Source organism: Brevundimonas sediminis, assembly GCF_048799765.1.
Taxonomy (GTDB): domain Bacteria; phylum Pseudomonadota; class Alphaproteobacteria; order Caulobacterales; family Caulobacteraceae; genus Brevundimonas.
The window spans coordinates 1-17028 of record NZ_JBLYQK010000008.1 but is presented as its reverse complement, the minus strand read 5'-3'; the positions used below and the strand labels follow the sequence as shown (position 1 = coordinate 17028).

Annotated in this window: 9 protein-coding genes; 5 read left to right on the top strand and 4 right to left on the bottom strand. The window is 66.6% G+C overall.

What is annotated here, in order from left to right:
• Positions 1–12 precede the first annotated feature (12 nt).
• The 3 genes from ACLQ7T_RS06595 to ACLQ7T_RS06585 form a co-directional block, all read right to left on the bottom strand.
• A complete protein-coding gene (locus tag ACLQ7T_RS06595) occupies positions 13–1965 on the bottom strand; it encodes a M61 family metallopeptidase (protein ID WP_420478706.1) in 1953 nt (650 codons plus the stop codon).
• 95 nt (positions 1966–2060) lie between these two features.
• Positions 2061–3086, bottom strand: coding sequence for an alpha/beta fold hydrolase (locus ACLQ7T_RS06590; RefSeq protein WP_420478705.1), 1026 nt, complete (start codon positions 3084–3086; stop codon positions 2061–2063).
• Positions 3087–3132: 46 nt separating this feature from the next.
• Complete coding sequence (locus ACLQ7T_RS06585; RefSeq protein WP_420478704.1) at positions 3133–3675, bottom strand: FKBP-type peptidyl-prolyl cis-trans isomerase; 543 nt, start codon at positions 3673–3675, stop codon at positions 3133–3135.
• A gap of 380 nt (positions 3676–4055) precedes the next feature.
• On the opposite strand from ACLQ7T_RS06585, the gene rpoB reads away from it, so the two are divergent.
• Together rpoB and rpoC are read left to right on the top strand one after the other, a co-directional pair.
• Positions 4056–8171 carry a DNA-directed RNA polymerase subunit beta gene (rpoB, locus tag ACLQ7T_RS06580; protein ID WP_420478703.1) on the top strand — a complete coding sequence of 1372 codons (4116 nt, stop codon included), beginning with the start codon at positions 4056–4058 and terminating at the stop codon, positions 8169–8171.
• Positions 8172–8308: 137 nt separating this feature from the next.
• Positions 8309–12505: a DNA-directed RNA polymerase subunit beta' gene (rpoC, locus tag ACLQ7T_RS06575; RefSeq protein WP_420478702.1), complete on the top strand. Its 4197-nt coding sequence runs from the start codon at positions 8309–8311 to the stop codon at positions 12503–12505.
• Between the two features lie 71 nt (positions 12506–12576).
• On the opposite strand, the gene ACLQ7T_RS06570 is transcribed toward rpoC, so the two are convergent.
• On the bottom strand, positions 12577–13404 hold the full coding sequence (locus ACLQ7T_RS06570; RefSeq protein WP_420478701.1) for a hypothetical protein: 828 nt from the start codon (positions 13402–13404) through the stop codon (positions 12577–12579).
• Positions 13405–13732: 328 nt separating this feature from the next.
• Here ACLQ7T_RS06570 and rpsL point away from each other — a divergent pair, with 328 nt between their 5' ends.
• The 3 genes from rpsL to fusA all read left to right on the top strand — a co-directional run bounded on the left by rpsL (position 13733) and on the right by fusA (position 16880).
• Positions 13733–14104: a 30S ribosomal protein S12 gene (gene rpsL, locus ACLQ7T_RS06565; protein WP_056453566.1), complete on the top strand. Its 372-nt coding sequence runs from the start codon at positions 13733–13735 to the stop codon at positions 14102–14104.
• A gap of 82 nt (positions 14105–14186) precedes the next feature.
• The gene (gene rpsG, locus ACLQ7T_RS06560; RefSeq protein WP_420478700.1) at positions 14187–14660 is read left to right on the top strand and encodes a 30S ribosomal protein S7; all 474 of its coding nucleotides are present in this window, start codon (positions 14187–14189) and stop codon (positions 14658–14660) included.
• Positions 14661–14798: 138 nt separating this feature from the next.
• Complete coding sequence (fusA, locus tag ACLQ7T_RS06555) at positions 14799–16880, top strand: elongation factor G (RefSeq protein WP_420478699.1); 2082 nt, start codon at positions 14799–14801, stop codon at positions 16878–16880.
• Positions 16881–17028 lie beyond the last annotated feature (148 nt).

Genomic DNA, 17028 nt, shown 5'->3' with positions numbered 1-17028 from the left:
GCATACCCGGGATCAACGGCGACGCGGGGCGAGGATGTCGCCGAGACGGTCAGGGGCGCCTTCGATCCGCTCGAGATGCGGGTAGCGAAGGCCGTCGTGGTAGTCGAAATCGATGGTGCGGAACCGGTCGCCCCGCTTCACCATCAGCTGAACCGGCGTGGTGTTGGCCTTGGAGGCGGTGATGGCTTCGGCGATCGCGGCGGCGTTGGCGGCGCGACCGTTCACGGCGACGACTTCCCAGCCCGAGGTCAGGCCCGCCTCGAAGGCGGGGGAGCCCCAGCGGACGCCGGTGATGCGGTTGGAGGCGTTGAGGGACAGGCCCAAGGAATACTGGAAGTCGACGCGTCCCAGCTCGGTGTTCAGGGCGCGCGAATAGGCGTTCGGCGTCTCGCGCCAGACCAGCCGGTAACCGCCGCGTTCAATGCCGGCCAGCGGCCCGTGCGCCTCGGGGCCGACGGCGTCGAGGCGGTCGCGCAGGAAACCGGCCCAGTCGTTCTGCTCCACGCCGTTCAGGGTCGAGGTGACATCGGTGAAGGTGTAGGGCGCGGGATCCCAGTTGCCGTCCTGGACTCCGAAGAACGCCCGGGCGAAATCATCCAGCGAGCGCCGGCCGCCCGACTGCTCCCGGATCAGGGTGTCGGCATCCAGCCAGATCATGGCGCCTTCGCGATAATAGTCCTCGGCCCGCTGGCGGCTGGGCCAGGGCTGGGGCCGACGCTGGGCGATGATCGGGTCGTTGGTGGTGTCCTGCATGGCCCGCCAGGCGCGACCGGGATTGTCGTCGGCGTAGGTCGCGGCGGTATTGGCGAACACGTCCAGCGCCTGCTGCTTGGTCATCAGTCCGGCGCGGGCGGTCAGGATCAGGCCCCAGTACTGAGTCTGGCCCTCATAGACCCAGAGCAGGGAGTTCTGCAGCGGCTCGTTGAGGGTCGGGGTCAGCTGGTCCGCGGGCCGGCGCCACTTGCCGTTCCAGCTGTGGGTGTACTCGTGACCCAGCAGGTCGCGGTCGGCTAGGGTTCCGGTCGGGTCGGTGAAGTATTTGGTGTCGACGCTGTTCTCGGATGAGCGCTGGTGCTCGAGCCCGATGCCGCCGAGGCGATCGGTGACGGCCAGCAGGAAGTCATAGTGATTATAATGCCGGGCGCCGAACAGCCGGTCGGCCTGCCGCACCAGCTCGCGGTGCTGCCCGATATGGGCCTCGGTGGCGGCGAGTTGTTCCGCGCTGTCCGCCACGACGTTCAGACGCACCGGCGAGCGGCCGCCCGGATCAAGGTCGATCTGACGGTAGTGGACGCCCGCGAACAGGGGGCTGTCGGCGAAATGCTCAAGGGTGATCGGGGCGAAGGTCGCCACCCCGTTCTCGAAGGACTGCGTCTCCAGCGCCGTGCCGTACTGCCAGCCCGCCGGCAGGCGCAGGGTCGGCTGGAAGGTGATCCGGCGGGAGTAGTAGCCGGCCGGATAGAGCAGGGCTTTCTCCCACTGGATGTTCAGCATCTCGTCGGTGATGACCACCCGGCCCTGGGATCCGTCCAGCGGCGTCAACCATTTGAAGTCGACCTCGACCGACGACACGCCCGCCGGCACCTCGACCTGGAAGGCGTTGGTGTTGACCGTGTTGCGCACCCAGCGCAGGGGCCGCCCGTTGGCCGTGATCCGCAGGTCCGCGATGTCGTCCACCGGGCCGACCGGTCCGTGATTGCCCGGCAGCCACTGGGGGTAGAGCAGGATCAGGGGGCCGGGCGCGGCGACCGGAACGGTCTGTTTCACCGAGACGATGCGGCGATCGATGTCCGTGGCGTCCACCGTGATGCCGATCACGCCGGGATAGGGCGCGTCGCGCGGCGTGGGGATCGGGGCGAGGGCCACCGGAAGCGCCGGCGTGCCGACCTGGGCCAGGGTGGGAGACGCGCCCAGCAGGAGCGCCGCGGCGCAGGCGGAGACGAGCAGGCGGGCGGATGGACGCATGAGGGACTCGCAGGCAGGGCAAACCGGGGGGTGCAGATCACTTCGCCCTGACGCGGGGGTCAACCCGGCGAGGCTGATACGATATTACAATCCTGTCATCTCGCGCTGGCGAGCGCCGCCAGAAGGGCGGCGTGGAAGACCTCGGGCGCCTCGACCTGGGGCGAGTGGCCGAGGTCCGGGAAGGCGATCAGCCGGGCCTGCGGGATGGCCTCCACGGTCCGCCGGCCGAGCTGGTCGTAGCGACCCAGCCGCGCCTGAACCTCGGGCGTGGCGCGGGCGGCGCCCGGAGCGGTGCGATCCGTTTCGCCGATGAAGAGCAGGGTCGGGACCCGCAGGGCCGGCAACTCGTGCACGACGGGCTGGGTGAAGATCATGTCGGAGGTCTGCGCCTGGTTCCAGGCGACGATCTCGCCGCCCGGCCCCGCGTACAGTCCGGCCAGCATGGCCACCGGTTCGTCATACCGGTCCCGCCAGTCGCCGTCGTAGTAGAAGCGGCGCTGATAGGCCTTGATGCTGTCGAAGGTGGCGCCTCGCTCGGCGGCGAAGGCGTCGTCCAGCCCGGCGCGGGGGACGCCCTCGGCCTGCCAGTCCTCCAGCCCGATCGGGTTGACCAGAACCAGCCGCGAGACGGCCTCCGGGTTCTGCAGGGCGTAACGGACGCCCAGCATGCCGCCCATGGAGTGACCCATCACGATCGGCCGCTCGACGCCGAGACTGTCCAGCAAGGCGCGGGTGTTGGCGGCCAGCTGGGGCAGGGAGAACTGGTAGGCCCCGGGCTTGGACGATTTGCAGAAGCCGACCTGATCCACGGCGACGACGCGATAGCCGTCGCCGGTCAGGGCGTTGATGGTCGGGGCCCAGGTGGCGGCGCAGAAATTCTTGCCGTGGAGCAGGACGACCGTCCTGCCGTTCGGCGCACCGGTCGGCGCGACGTCCATATAGGCCATCTCCAGCGTCTGGCGCTGCGAGGTGAAGGCGTAGATGTGGACGGGGAAGGGGTAGTCGTAGCCCTCCAGCCGCGGGCCGTAGACCGGATGGACCGCCGTCTGCGCCTGCACAGCCGGCGCGACGACACCCAGGAGGGCGACGATGACACCCGCGAGGGGGAGGGAGCGAAGCATGGGCGGCCTTTCGCGGTGATCGGACGGCGTCGGCCGGCCGCTCGGGTCAGGACGCCGGCTTTACTTCCAGCAGATCCACCGTGAACAACAGGGTCGAGTTGGGCGGCAATTCGTCGCCGCCGATCCACCGCTCGCCGTAGCCGAGCGACGGCGGGATGACGAACTCGAACCGCTCGCCCTCGCGCATCAGGCCGACGCCTTCGGTCCAGCCCCGGATGACCCGGTTGAGGGGGAACTCGGTCGGTTCATTGCGCGACCAGGAGCTGTCGAACTCCCGCCCGTCGATGAAGGTCCCGCGATAGTGGACGCGAACGGTGTCGGTGGCGGCGGGCTGACGGCCCTCGGGGCTGGCGCGGCCGATGCGGCGGTACTGCAGGCCGCTGGCGGTGGTGGTCCAGCCCTTCTGCGCGCCGTTCCAGTCGAGATAGGCCCGGTTTCCGGCGTCCCAGTTGGCCTGGCTCGACTCGCCGACGGGGGCGCGGACGACCGAGGTCGGGGCGGTCCGTTCCGCCGGCCCAGAGGCGCAGGCGGACAGGCCGAGGACGGCGAGGGCGAACGTGGCGGCGGGGGCGATCAGGGGGCGCGTCATAAGGTGACGCTAGCGGGAGTTGGCGGGGACGGGAAGGGACCCCATATGCGCCGGCGGCAACGGGCGTTTCGGGCGGGGCAAGCCGAATTCCGACAGGGCGCGAAGTTTTTCCACAGCGACCTTTATTTCGCCGTCAAAGCGAGTATATCAGCCCGTTCCGCTAACTCCGTATGAGTCTGCGCGAAAGCGCCGAGGCCCGGTTTGTCGCCCTCCGACCGGTGCGAAGGCGCGCTCCTCCCCAAGGGAGCCTTACAATTCAGGTGTCCTGGGACCGCAAGGCCCGAGGGTGGACGCCGAAACCGATTGTCACGGATCGCCACCCGGCGGCCCGTGGCTGCTGCATTTGAAACGAGCTGCCCGGCTCGTATTGGGAAGACAGAATGGCCAAGTCCAAAGCGGAGCTCACCGTCAACGGTCAGTTCCTCACCGCCACCTCGTTCACCGGCAAGAAGCGCATCCGTCACTCGTTCGGTCGCATTCCGGAAGCGGTGCAGATGCCGAACCTGATCGAGGTTCAGCGCGCGTCGTACGAACAGTTCCTCCAGCGCGAGAGCCGTCCGGGCCTGCGCACCGATGAGGGCATCGAGGCGGTCTTCAAGTCGGTCTTCCCGATCAAGGACTTCAACGAACGCGCCATCCTCGAGTACGTCTCCTACGAGTTCGAGGAGCCCAAGTACGACGTCGAGGAGTGCATCCAGCGCGACATGACCTTCGCCGCGCCGCTGAAGGTCAAGCTGCGCCTGATCGTGTTCGAGATGGACGAGGAGACCGGCGCGCGTTCGGTCAAGGACATCAAGGAGCAGGACGTCTACATGGGCGACATCCCGCTCATGACGGACAAGGGCACCTTCATCGTCAACGGGACCGAGCGGGTGATCGTGTCCCAGATGCACCGTTCGCCGGGCGTCTTCTTCGACCACGACAAGGGCAAGACGCACAGCTCGGGCAAGCTGCTGTTCGCCGCGCGCGTGATCCCGTACCGCGGTTCGTGGCTGGACTTCGAGTTCGACGCCAAGGACATCGTCTATGTCCGTATCGACCGTCGTCGCAAGCTGCCGGCCTCGACCTTCCTGATGGCCCTGGGCATGGACGGCGAGGAAATCCTCAAGACCTTCTACGAGACCGTGCCCTACGAGAAGCGCGGCGAAGGCTGGGTCACGCCGTACAAGGCCGAACGCTGGCGCGGTGTGAAGCCGGAGTTCGATCTGGTCGACGCGGACACCGGCGAGGTGATCGCCGCCGCCGGCACCAAGATCAGCGCCCGTCAGGCCAAGAAGCTGGGTGACACGACCAAGTCGCTGTCGCTGGCCGCCGACGCCCTGCTGACCCGCTACCTGGCCGCTGACGCGGTCAATTACGAAACCGGTGAAATCTACGCCGAGGCCGGCGACGAGCTGGACCAGGCCGCGATCAACCTGCTGGAAGAGCAGGGCTTCACCACCATCGACGTGCTGGATATCGACCACGTCACGGTCGGCGCCTACATGCGCAACACCCTGCGCATCGACAAGAACACCGGCCGCGAGGACGCGCTGTTCGACGTCTATCGCGTGATGCGTCCGGGCGAGCCGCCGACGCCGGAAGCCGCCGAAGCCATGTTCCAGTCGCTGTTCTTCGACAGCGAGCGCTACGACCTGTCGGCCGTCGGCCGGGTCAAGATGAACATGCGTCTGGAAAGCCCGGAGGTCTCGGACGAGATCCGCGTCCTGCGCAAGGAAGACGTGCTGAAGGTCCTGCAGATCCTGGTCGGCCTGAAGGACGGCCAGGGCGAGATCGACGACATCGACAACCTGGGCAACCGTCGCGTCCGCTCGGTCGGCGAGCTGCTGGAAAACCAGTACCGCGTCGGCCTGCTGCGCATGGAGCGCGCGATCAAGGAGCGCATGAGCTCGGTCGATATCGACACGGTCATGCCGCACGACCTGATCAACGCCAAGCCGGCCGCGGCCGCCGTGCGTGAGTTCTTCGGCAGCTCGCAGCTGTCGCAGTTCATGGACCAGACCAACCCGCTGTCGGAAATCACCCACAAGCGCCGCCTGTCGGCCCTTGGACCGGGCGGTCTGACCCGCGAGCGCGCCGGCTTCGAAGTCCGCGACGTGCACCCGACCCACTACGGCCGGATCTGCCCGATCGAGACGCCGGAAGGTCCGAACATCGGCCTGATCAACTCGCTGGCCACCCACGCCCGCGTGAACAAGTACGGCTTCATCGAAAGCCCCTACCGTCGCGTGAAGGACGGTCAGGCCCAGGCTGAGGTGGTCTACATCTCGGCCATGGAGGAGTCGAAGTACACGATCGCCCAGGCGAACATCGAACTGAAGGACGGTCAGATCGTCGACGATCTGGTCCCGGGCCGGATCAACGGTGAATCCCAGCTGCTGACCAAGGAAACGGTCGACATGATGGACGTGTCGCCGAAGCAGGTCGTTTCGGTCGCCGCCGCCCTGATCCCGTTCCTGGAAAACGACGACGCCAACCGCGCCCTGATGGGCGCGAACATGCAGCGTCAGGCCGTGCCGCTGGTCCAGTCGGACGCGCCGCTGGTCGGCACCGGCATGGAAGCCGTCGTGGCCGTGGATTCCGGCGCCGTCGTGGTCGCCCGTCGTGAAGGCGTCGTCGAGCAGATCGACGGCACCCGTATCGTCGTGCGCGCCACCGGTGAACTGGAGCCGGGCCGCTCGGGCGTCGACATCTACCGCCTGTCGAAGTTCCAGCGTTCGAACCAGTCGACCTGCATCAACCAGCGCCCGATCGTGCGCGTGGGCGACGCGGTGAAGGCCGGCGACGTGATCGCCGACGGCCCGTCGACGGATCTGGGCGAACTGGCCCTGGGCCGCAACGCCCTCGTCGCCTTCATGCCGTGGAACGGCTACAACTTCGAAGACTCGATCCTGATCTCGGAGCGCATCGTGCGCGACGACATCTTCACGTCGATCCACATCGACGAATTCGAGGTCATGGCCCGCGACACCAAGCTCGGGCCGGAAGAAATCACCCGCGATATCCCGAACGTCGGTGAGGAAGCCCTGCGCAACCTCGACGAGGCCGGCATCGTGGCCATCGGCGCCGAGGTCCAGCCGGGCGACATCCTGGTCGGCAAGGTGACGCCGAAGGGCGAAAGCCCGATGACCCCGGAAGAGAAGCTGCTGCGCGCCATCTTCGGCGAGAAGGCTTCGGACGTCCGCGACACCTCGCTGCGTCTGCCGCCCGGCGTCGCCGGCACCATCGTCGACGTGCGCGTCTTCAACCGCCACGGCGTCGACAAGGACGAGCGCGCCATGGCGATCGAACGTGCCGAGATCGAACGCCTGGGCAAGGACCGCGACGACGAGCTCAAGATCCTCGAGCGCAACGTCTACGGCCGCCTGCAGCCGCTGCTGCTGGGCAAGACCGCCGTCTCGGGTCCGAAGGGTCTGGGCCGCGGCGAGGTCACCCTCGAGAAGCTGGGTGAGCTGTCCAAGGGTCTGTGGTGGCAGATCGCCCTCGACGACGAGAAGGCGATGGGCGAGCTGGAGGCCATGAAGAAGCAGTTCGAGGACGCCAAGAAGGCCCTCGACCGCCGCTTCGAGGATAAGGTCGAGAAGCTGCAGCGCGGCGACGAACTGCCTCCGGGCGTGATGAAGATGGTCAAGGTCTTCGTCGCCGTGAAGCGCAAGCTTCAACCGGGCGACAAGATGGCCGGCCGTCACGGCAACAAGGGCGTCATCTCCAAGATCCTGCCGATCGAGGACATGCCGCACCTGGAAGACGGCACCTCGGTGGACGTCGTTCTGAACCCGCTGGGCGTGCCCTCGCGCATGAACATCGGCCAGATCTTCGAAACCCACCTGGGCTGGGCCGCCGCCGGTCTCGGCAAGCAGATCCAGGGCCTGCTGGAAGCCTGGCAACAGGGCGGCCAGAAGCAGGCGCTGATCGACCATCTGTCGGACGTCTACGGCAAGGACACCCCGCTGCCGCAGGACGAGGAAGAGCTGGTCGAGCTGGCCCGCAACCTGTCGAAGGGCGTTCCGTTCGCGACCCCGGTCTTCGACGGTGCGCACATCTCGGACATCGAGGACCTGCTGGAGAAGGCCGGTCTGGACCGTTCGGGCCAGTCGATCCTGTTCGACGGTCAGACGGGCGACCAGTTCAAGCGTCCGGTCACGGTCGGCTACATCTACATGCTGAAGCTGCACCACCTGGTCGACGACAAGATCCACGCCCGCTCCATCGGGCCGTACTCGCTCGTCACCCAGCAACCGCTGGGCGGCAAGGCGCAGTTCGGCGGCCAGCGCTTCGGTGAAATGGAAGTGTGGGCGCTGGAAGCCTACGGTGCGGCCTACACCCTGCAGGAAATGCTGACGGTGAAGTCCGACGACGTGGCCGGCCGGACCAAGGTCTACGAGGCGATCGTCCGCGGCGACGACAGCTTCGAGGCGGGCATCCCCGAGTCGTTCAACGTGCTCGTGAAGGAAATGCGCTCGCTGGGCCTGAACGTGGAGCTGGAGAACGGCTGACGCGAGTGAAGAGTGAGTGGTGAGGAGTGAGTAGGGCGAGGCCCCGCTCATTTCCTCCTACTCAGTACTCACTGCCACCGTTCACCTGATCCACACTGAATTTTACGCGGCCCTCCCGCCGCAGAAGGAACTGACAGATGAACCAGGAAGTCCTGAACATCTTCAACCCGGTCCCGGTCACCCCGACCTTCGACCAGATCCGCATCGCCCTGGCCTCGCCGGAGAAGATCCGCTCGTGGTCGTTCGGCGAGATCAAGAAGCCGGAAACCATCAACTACCGCACGTTCAAGCCCGAGCGTGACGGCCTGTTCTGCGCCCGTATCTTTGGCCCGACCAAGGACTACGAATGCCTGTGCGGCAAGTACAAGCGCATGAAGTACAAGGGCATCATCTGCGAGAAATGCGGTGTTGAAGTCACCCTGGCCCGCGTCCGTCGCGAGCGCATGGGTCACATCGAACTGGCCTCGCCGGTCGCCCACATCTGGTTCCTGAAGTCGCTGCCGTCGCGCATCTCGCTGATGCTCGACATGGCGCTGAAGGACGTCGAGCGCGTCCTGTACTTCGAGAACTACATCGTCACCGAGCCGGGCCTGACCCCGCTGAAGCAGAACCAGCTGCTGACGGAAGACGAGTTCTATCGCTACCAGGAAGAGTTCGGCGACGACGGCTTCACCGCCGAGATCGGCGCCGAGGCCGTCCGCAACCTGCTGATGGGCATCGACCTGAACGCGGAAGCCGAGAAGCACCGCGCCGAGCTGGCCGACAATCCGTCGGAAATGAAGGCCAAGAAGGCGTCCAAGCGCCTGAAGCTGATCGAGGCCTTCCTCGAGTCGGGCAACAAGCCCGAGTGGATGATCCTGAACGTCGTTCCGGTCATCCCGCCGGAACTGCGCCCGCTGGTGCCGCTGGACGGCGGCCGCTTCGCGACCTCGGACCTGAACGACCTGTACCGCCGGGTCATCAACCGGAACAACCGCCTGAAGCGCCTGATCGAGCTGCGCGCGCCGGACATCATCATCCGCAACGAAAAGCGGATGCTGCAGGAATCGGTCGACGCCCTGTTCGACAACGGCCGCCGCGGCCGCGTCATCACCGGCGCCAACAAGCGTCCGCTGAAGTCGCTCGCCGACATGCTGAAGGGCAAGCAGGGCCGCTTCCGTCAGAACCTGCTCGGCAAGCGCGTCGACTACTCGGGCCGTTCGGTCATCACCGTGGGTCCGGAGCTGAAGCTGCACGAGTGCGGCCTGCCGAAGAAGATGGCGCTGGAGCTGTTCAAGCCGTTCATCTACGCGCGTCTGGACGCCAAGGGCCTGTCGGGCACCGTCAAGCAGTCCAAGCGCATGGTCGAGCGCGAGCAGCCGCAGGTGTGGGATATCCTCGACGAGGTCATCCGTGAGCACCCGGTCCTGCTGAACCGCGCCCCGACCCTGCACCGTCTGGGCATCCAGGCCTTCGAACCGAAGCTGATCGAGGGCAAGGCGATCCGCCTGCACCCGCTGGTCTGTACCGCGTTCAACGCCGACTTCGACGGCGACCAGATGGCCGTGCACGTCCCGCTGAGCCTCGAGGCCCAGCTGGAAGCGCGCGTCCTGATGATGTCGACCAACAACATCCTGTCGCCCGCCAACGGCAAGCCGATCATCGTGCCGTCGCAGGACATCGTCCTGGGCCTGTACTACCTGTCGCTGGTCAAGGACGGCGAGCCGGGTGAAGGCAAGCTGTTCGCCAACATGGGCGAAATCGACGCCGCGCTCGACGCCAAGGCCGTGTCGCTTCACACCCGGATCAAGGCCCGCTGGACGGAGATGAACGCCGACGGCGAGACCGTGACCAAGGTCATCGACTCGACCCCGGGCCGGATGAAGCTGGGCGCGCTGCTGCCGCACAACCCGAACATCGGCTACCGCCTGCTCGAGAAGAACCTGACCAAGAAGGAAATCGGCAACCTGATCGATCAGGTCTACCGTCACTGCGGTCAGAAGGCGACGGTCATCTTCGCCGACCAGATGATGCAGCTGGGCTTCCGCGAAGCCGCCAAGGCCGGCATCTCGTTCGGCAAGGACGACATCGTCATTCCGGAAGCCAAGGCCGGTCTGGTCGCGGAAACCCGCACCCAGGTGGAAGAGTACGAGCAGCAGTACGCTGACGGCCTCATCACCAAGGGCGAGAAGTACAACAAGGTCGTCGACGCCTGGGCCAAGGTCACCGACAAGATCGCCGACGCGATGATGGGCGAGATCGCGCAGCCGCGCGTTCTGGCCAAGGGTCAGAACCCGGACATCAACTCCGTCTACATGATGGCCAACTCGGGCGCCCGTGGTTCGCAGGCGCAGATGAAGCAGCTGGGCGGCATGCGGGGCCTGATGGCCAAGCCGTCGGGCGAGATCATCGAGACCCCGATTATCTCGAACTTCAAGGAAGGCCTGACCGTGCTGGAGTACTTCAACTCCACCCACGGCGCCCGTAAGGGTCTGGCCGACACCGCGCTGAAGACCGCCAACTCGGGTTACCTGACCCGCCGTCTGGTGGACGTCGCGCAGGACTCGATCGTCACCGAGGAAGACTGTGGCACGACCCGGGGCATCACCCTGCGCGCCGTGGTCGAGGGCGGCGACGTCCTGGTCTCGCTGGGCCAGCGCGTCCTGGGTCGCTACGCGGCCGAGGACATCAAGGAGCCCGGCGGCGACAAGGTCCTGTTCCCGGCGGACACCTATCTGCAGGAAGAGGAAGTCGAGGTCATCGACGCGGCCGGCGTGCAGTCGATCAAGGTCCGTTCGGCCCTGACGTGTGAAGCCGAAGCCGGCATCTGCGCCATGTGCTACGGCCGTGATCTGGCGCGCGGCACCAATGTGAACATCGGTGAAGCCGTGGGCGTCATCGCCGCCCAGTCGATCGGCGAGCCGGGCACCCAGCTGACCATGCGGACCTTCCACATCGGCGGCACCGCGCAGGTGGCGGAAACCTCGTTCTACGAGGCGACCAACGCCGGTGTGGCCAAGATCAACGGACCGGTCGTCAAGGCCGCGCACGGCGATCTGGTGGCCCTGAGCCGCAACGTGACCGTTGTCGTGACCGTGGACGGCAAGGACCGCGAGACCCACAAGGTCCCGTACGGCGCCCGCATCCGCGTCAAGGACGGCGGCGACATCGCCAAGGGTCAACGCCTGGCCGAGTGGGACCCGTACACCACCCCGATCCTCACCGAAGTCGCCGGTACGGTGCGCTTCGAGGACCTGGTGGAAGGTCTGTCGGTCAAGGAAGAAACCGACGAGGCGACCGGTATCGCCCAGCGCGTCGTCAGCGACTGGCGGGCCTCGCCGCGTGGTTCGGACCTGCGTCCGGCCATGGGCGTGACCCAGGGCGACGCCTACGCCAAGCTGGCCTCGGGCTCTGACGCCCGGTACCTGCTGCCGGTCGGCGCGGTTCTGTCCGTGGCGAACGGCGACGAGGTCAAGCCGGGCGAGATCATCGCCCGCGTTCCGACCGAAGGCGCCAAGACCCGCGACATCACCGGCGGTCTGCCGCGCGTCGCCGAACTGTTCGAAGCCCGCCGTCCGAAGGACTGCGCCGTCATCGCCGAAATGGATGGCCGCGTTGAGTTCGGCCGCGACTACAAGAACAAGCGCCGCATCAAGATCACCCCGGAGCCGGATGCCGACGGCAACCAGGCCGAGGCGGTGGAATTCCTGATCCCGAAGGGCAAGCACATCTCCGTCCACGACGGCGATCTGATCCAGAAGGGCGACTACATCATCGACGGCAACCCGGATCCGCACGATCTGCTGCGCATCCAGGGCGTCGAGGCGCTGGCCGAGTATCTGGTGAACGAAGTGCAGGAGGTCTACCGACTGCAGGGCGTGCCGATCAACGACAAGCACATCGAGGTCATCGTCCGTCAGATGCTGCAGAAGGTGGAAGTGCTGGATTCGGGTGAGACCACCCTGATCCGCGGCGACACCGTCGAAGTGGCGGAAGCGGCGCTCGAGAACGCCAAGGTCGAGAAGCGTGGCGGTCGTGTCGCCACCACGCAGCCGGTCCTGCTGGGCATCACCAAGGCGTCGCTGCAGACCCGCAGCTTCATCTCGGCGGCGTCGTTCCAGGAGACCACCCGCGTCCTCACCGACGCTTCGGTCAACGGCAAACGCGACACCCTGGAAGGCCTGAAGGAAAACGTCATCGTCGGCCGTCTGATCCCGGCCGGTACGGGCGCCTACCTGCGCAGCCTGCAGAAGATCGCCAACGAGCGTGACGCCGAGCTGACGCAAGCCCGCGAAGACGCGGTCGAGCCGCTGCCGGCCGATCTGGCCCTGGAGCTGGAGCAGTCGGAAGGCTGATCCGGGTCACGGACCTGAACTGAAAGAGGGGCGGCGTCGAAAGGCGCCGCCCTTTCTTTTTGCCCGGCGATCTACTCGCGACTGAAGCCGCCGCCGCCGGGCGTCAGGGGCTGGTCTGCGGCGCGGCCGCCGTCGCGACGGGTGCGGACATTGGACGTCGAGTCCGGACGGAGCGACGGGTCCAGATGGGCGCCGGCCACGCCCATCCCGAAGTTCGAGCCCGGGCCGTCCTGCGGGCCGACGACGCCCGTGCCGCCGGCGAGCGGACGGCGGCGGGCCTCATACTGGGCGAGGGCCGCGGCGCCCTCGCGGGCGAAGCGCGCGTCGCGTTCCGGATTGCCGGTGCCGCTGATCGGCGGGGCGGCGGCGGCGCGTTCGCCAAACCGGTCCTCGCAGATGCGGCGTTCATCCGGGCTCAGCAGCTGCGGGCTCGCGCAGCCCGGACCGCGCGTGCGCAGGCCTCTCCCGACCCGGTCGCCCAGGGTCTCGGGCCGCACCTGCCAGGCCCCGGCGTCCGGCGGCGGAGCCGGCGCGCCCGGGGCGACGGCCCGGGGCGAGGGCGGAGACGGCGGTTGATCCTCCTCGTCCTCATCGCGCGGGCGGGGCAGGGGGAGCCCCAGGAAGGTGGGGCGGCTCTCCGTGGTGGAAGGGGCGGCCTCGACCGGCGCCGGGGTCGGCTGGACGCGCGGACGGGGCGTCTCGTCCTCCAGCAGGGGGCGAGGCTCGATCTCGAGGTAGAGGGGCTGTGGCGCGTCCGGCAGGCGCGGCGGATCAACAGTCAGAACCCGCAGGCCGAGGCCGCCGAGGATCAGGAGGTGGGCGAGGGCGGAAACACCGATCAGCGCCGGCTTGCGCCAGCGTCGCTGTATCCCGGTCCGGAGCTCCAGGCGCCCGCTCATCCATCCTCCCTGTCAGACCGGCAGGTGATCGGTCGAGCGTGGCGGTATTGGGGCCGCGCAGCGCCCTTGACCTGACGGCCCCGCGCGCGTAGAAGCCGCCCACTTTCGAGAAGGATGTCTCCGGACCTCCGTCGAGATCGAGACAATCGAGCGAACGGGCTGTTGCCCGCCGGAACGTCCAAAGCGCACGTTCCGGCTTTTGCGTTTGTCGCGGTCAAGGCTCGGAACCTCACCCGAGGGCGGCTCCCGCCGTCCGAAAAGAAGGCTCACCGGGGCGCTCCGGCCGAAAGGCACACGCCCCCATCGACTAGAAGAGAACGAGTACTCGATGCCGACTATCAACCAGCTGATCCGCAAGCCGCGCGCCCCCAAGCCGGTCCGTAACAAGGTCCCGGCCCTGAAGGGTTGCCCGCAACGCCGCGGCGTCTGCACCCGCGTCTACACCACGACCCCGAAGAAGCCGAACTCGGCGCTTCGTAAGGTCGCCAAGGTCCGTCTGACCACCGGCATCGAAGCCGTGTGCTACATCCCGGGCGAAGGCCACAACCTGCAGGAGCACTCGGTGGTGCTGATCCGCGGCGGCCGCGTGAAGGACCTTCCGGGCGTTCGCTACCACATCCTGCGCGGCGTGCTCGACACGCAGGGCGTCAAGGACCGCAAGCAGCGCCGTTCGCACTACGGCGCCAAGCGTCCGAAGTAAGCGACCGCTTCACTCCATTCGCCGGTCCGCGCCCCAGGGGTGGCGGACCGGCCGTACGATACGACTTTAGAAGGCTGAGCCCATGTCCCGTCGCCACCGCGCCCAGAAGCGTGAAGTCCTGCCGGATCCCAAGTACAAGGATCTGACCGTCACCAAGTTCATGAACTACGTCATGTACGAAGGTAAGAAGGCCGTCGCCGAAAACATCGTGTACGGCGCCTTCGACATCCTGGCCGAGAAGAAGAAGGACCAGGAAGCCGTCGCGACCTTCCACAGCGCGCTGGAAAACGTCGCCCCGGCGGTCGAAGTCCGTTCGCGTCGCGTCGGCGGCGCCACCTACCAGGTGCCGGTCGAAGTTCGTCCGGACCGCCGCAAGGCCCTGGCCATCCGTTGGCTGGTGAACGCCGCCCGCAACCGCGGCGAAAACACCATGACCGAAAAGCTGGCGGCCGAGCTGCTGGACGCTTCGAACAACCGCGGCACCGCCGTGAAGAAGCGCGAAGACACCCACAAGATGGCTGAAGCCAACCGCGCCTTCAGCCACTACCGCTGGTAAGACTTTCGGGAGGCCGACCGGCTTCCTATTTACGTGACTATCCGGCGCGGGCGGTTTGAGCTAAATCGCCCGCGCTCGCTTATCCGAACATTCCCGAGGCGCGTTTCCGCGCCGCATCTGACCGCAAGGCACGCTCTCATGCCCCGCACGCATAAAATCGAAGACTACCGCAACTTCGGCATCATGGCGCACATCGACGCCGGCAAGACGACGACGACCGAGCGGATCCTGTATTACACCGGCAAGAGCCACAAGATCGGTGAAGTCCACGACGGCGCCGCCACCATGGACTGGATGGACCAGGAGCAGGAACGCGGCATCACCATCACGTCGGCCGCGACGACCGCGTTCTGGAACGACAAGCGCCTGAACATCATCGACACCCCCGGCCACGTGGACTTCACCATTGAAGTCGAGCGTTCGCTGCGCGTCCTCGACGGCGCCGTGACCGTGCTGGACGGCAACGCGGGCGTTGAGCCGCAGACCGAAACCGTCTGGCGTCAGGCCGACAAGTACCGCGTGCCGCGCATCGTCTTCGTCAACAAGATGGACAAGATCGGCGCCGACTTCGACAAGTCGGTCGAGTCGATCCGCGACCGTCTGGGCGCCAAGGCCGTGCCGATCCAGTTCCCGATCGGCGCCGAAAGCGAGCTGAAGGGCCTCGTCGACCTGGTCCGCATGAAGGCGGTTGTCTGGGACAACGACGGCCTGGGCGCGTCGTACCGCGACGAGGAAATCCCGGCTGATCTGGTCGACAAGGCCAACGAAGCCCGCCAGTACCTGATCGACAACGCCGTCGAACTCGACGACGAGGCGATGGAAGCCTACCTCGAGGGCAACGAGCCCGACGAAGCGACCATCAAGAAGTGCATCCGCAAGGCCGTGCTGACCGGCGCCTTCTACCCGATCCTCTGCGGCTCGGCCTTCAAGAACAAGGGCGTGCAACCGCTGCTGGACGCCGTCGTCGACTACCTGCCGTCGCCGATCGACATCCCGCCGACCCCGGGCATCGACTACAAGACCGAAGAGCCGGTGACCCGCAAGGCGTCGGACGAGGAGCCCCTGTCGGTTCTGGCCTTCAAGATCATGGACGACCCCTTCGTCGGCTCGATCACCTTCTGCCGCATCTATTCGGGCAAGATGGAAACGGGCATGGGCCTGCTGAACTCGTCGCGCGACAAGAAGGAGCGTGTCGGCCGCATGCTGCTGATGCACTCGAACAACCGCGAGGACATCAAGGAAGCCTACGCCGGCGACATCGTCGCCCTGGCCGGCCTGAAGGAAACCCGCACCGGCGACACCCTGTGCGACCCGATCAAGAACCCGGTCATCCTGGAGCGCATGGAGTTCCCGGCGCCGGTGATCGAGATCGCCGTCGAGCCGAAGTCGAAGGCGGACCAGGAAAAGCTGGGCGTCGCCCTGGCCAAGCTGGCCTCGGAAGACCCGTCCTTCACCGTTTCGACCGACCACGAGTCGGGCCAGACGATCCTGAAGGGCATGGGTGAGCTGCACCTGGACATCAAGATCGACATCCTGAAGCGCACCTACAAGGTGGAAGCCAACATCGGCGCGCCGCAGGTGGCCTACCGTGAATCGATCAGCCGCAAGGCCGAGATCGACTACACGCACAAGAAGCAGACCGGTGGTACGGGTCAGTTCGCCCGCGTCATGATCACCTTCGAGCCGGGCGAACCCGGTTCGGGCTTCGTGTTCGAGTCGGCCATCGTCGGCGGCGCCGTGCCGAAGGAATACATCCCGGGCGTCGAGAAGGGCCTGGAATCGGCCAAGGACAACGGCCTGCTGGCCGGCTTCCCGCTGATCGACTTCAAGGCGACCCTGACCGACGGCAAGTTCCACGACGTCGACTCCAGCGTGCTGGCGTTCGAAATCGCGGCCCGCGCCGCCTTCAAGGAACTGCGCACCCAGGGCGGACCGAAGCTGCTGGAACCGATCATGGCCGTCGAGGTCGTGACCCCGGAAGAGTATCTGGGTTCGGTCATCGGCGACCTGAACGGCCGTCGCGGCATGATCCAGGGTCAGGACATGCGCGGCAACGCCACCGTCGTGAACGCCTTCGTGCCGCTGGCCAACATGTTCGGCTATGTGAACACGCTGCGCGGCATGTCGCAGGGCCGCGCCGCCTTCACCATGCAGTACGACCACTACGAAGCGGTGCCGCAACACGTCGCCGACGAAGTGATCAAGAAGTACAGCGCCTAAGCACCAACCAATCCCGGCGGGCCTTCGGGTCCGCCGGACCCCTGAAAACCCCAAGGACTGAAGCCCCCTTTTTCAGGGGACGGAGAGAAGAGAATGGCCAAGGAAAAGTTCGAACGCACCAAGCCGCACTGCAACATCGGCACGATCG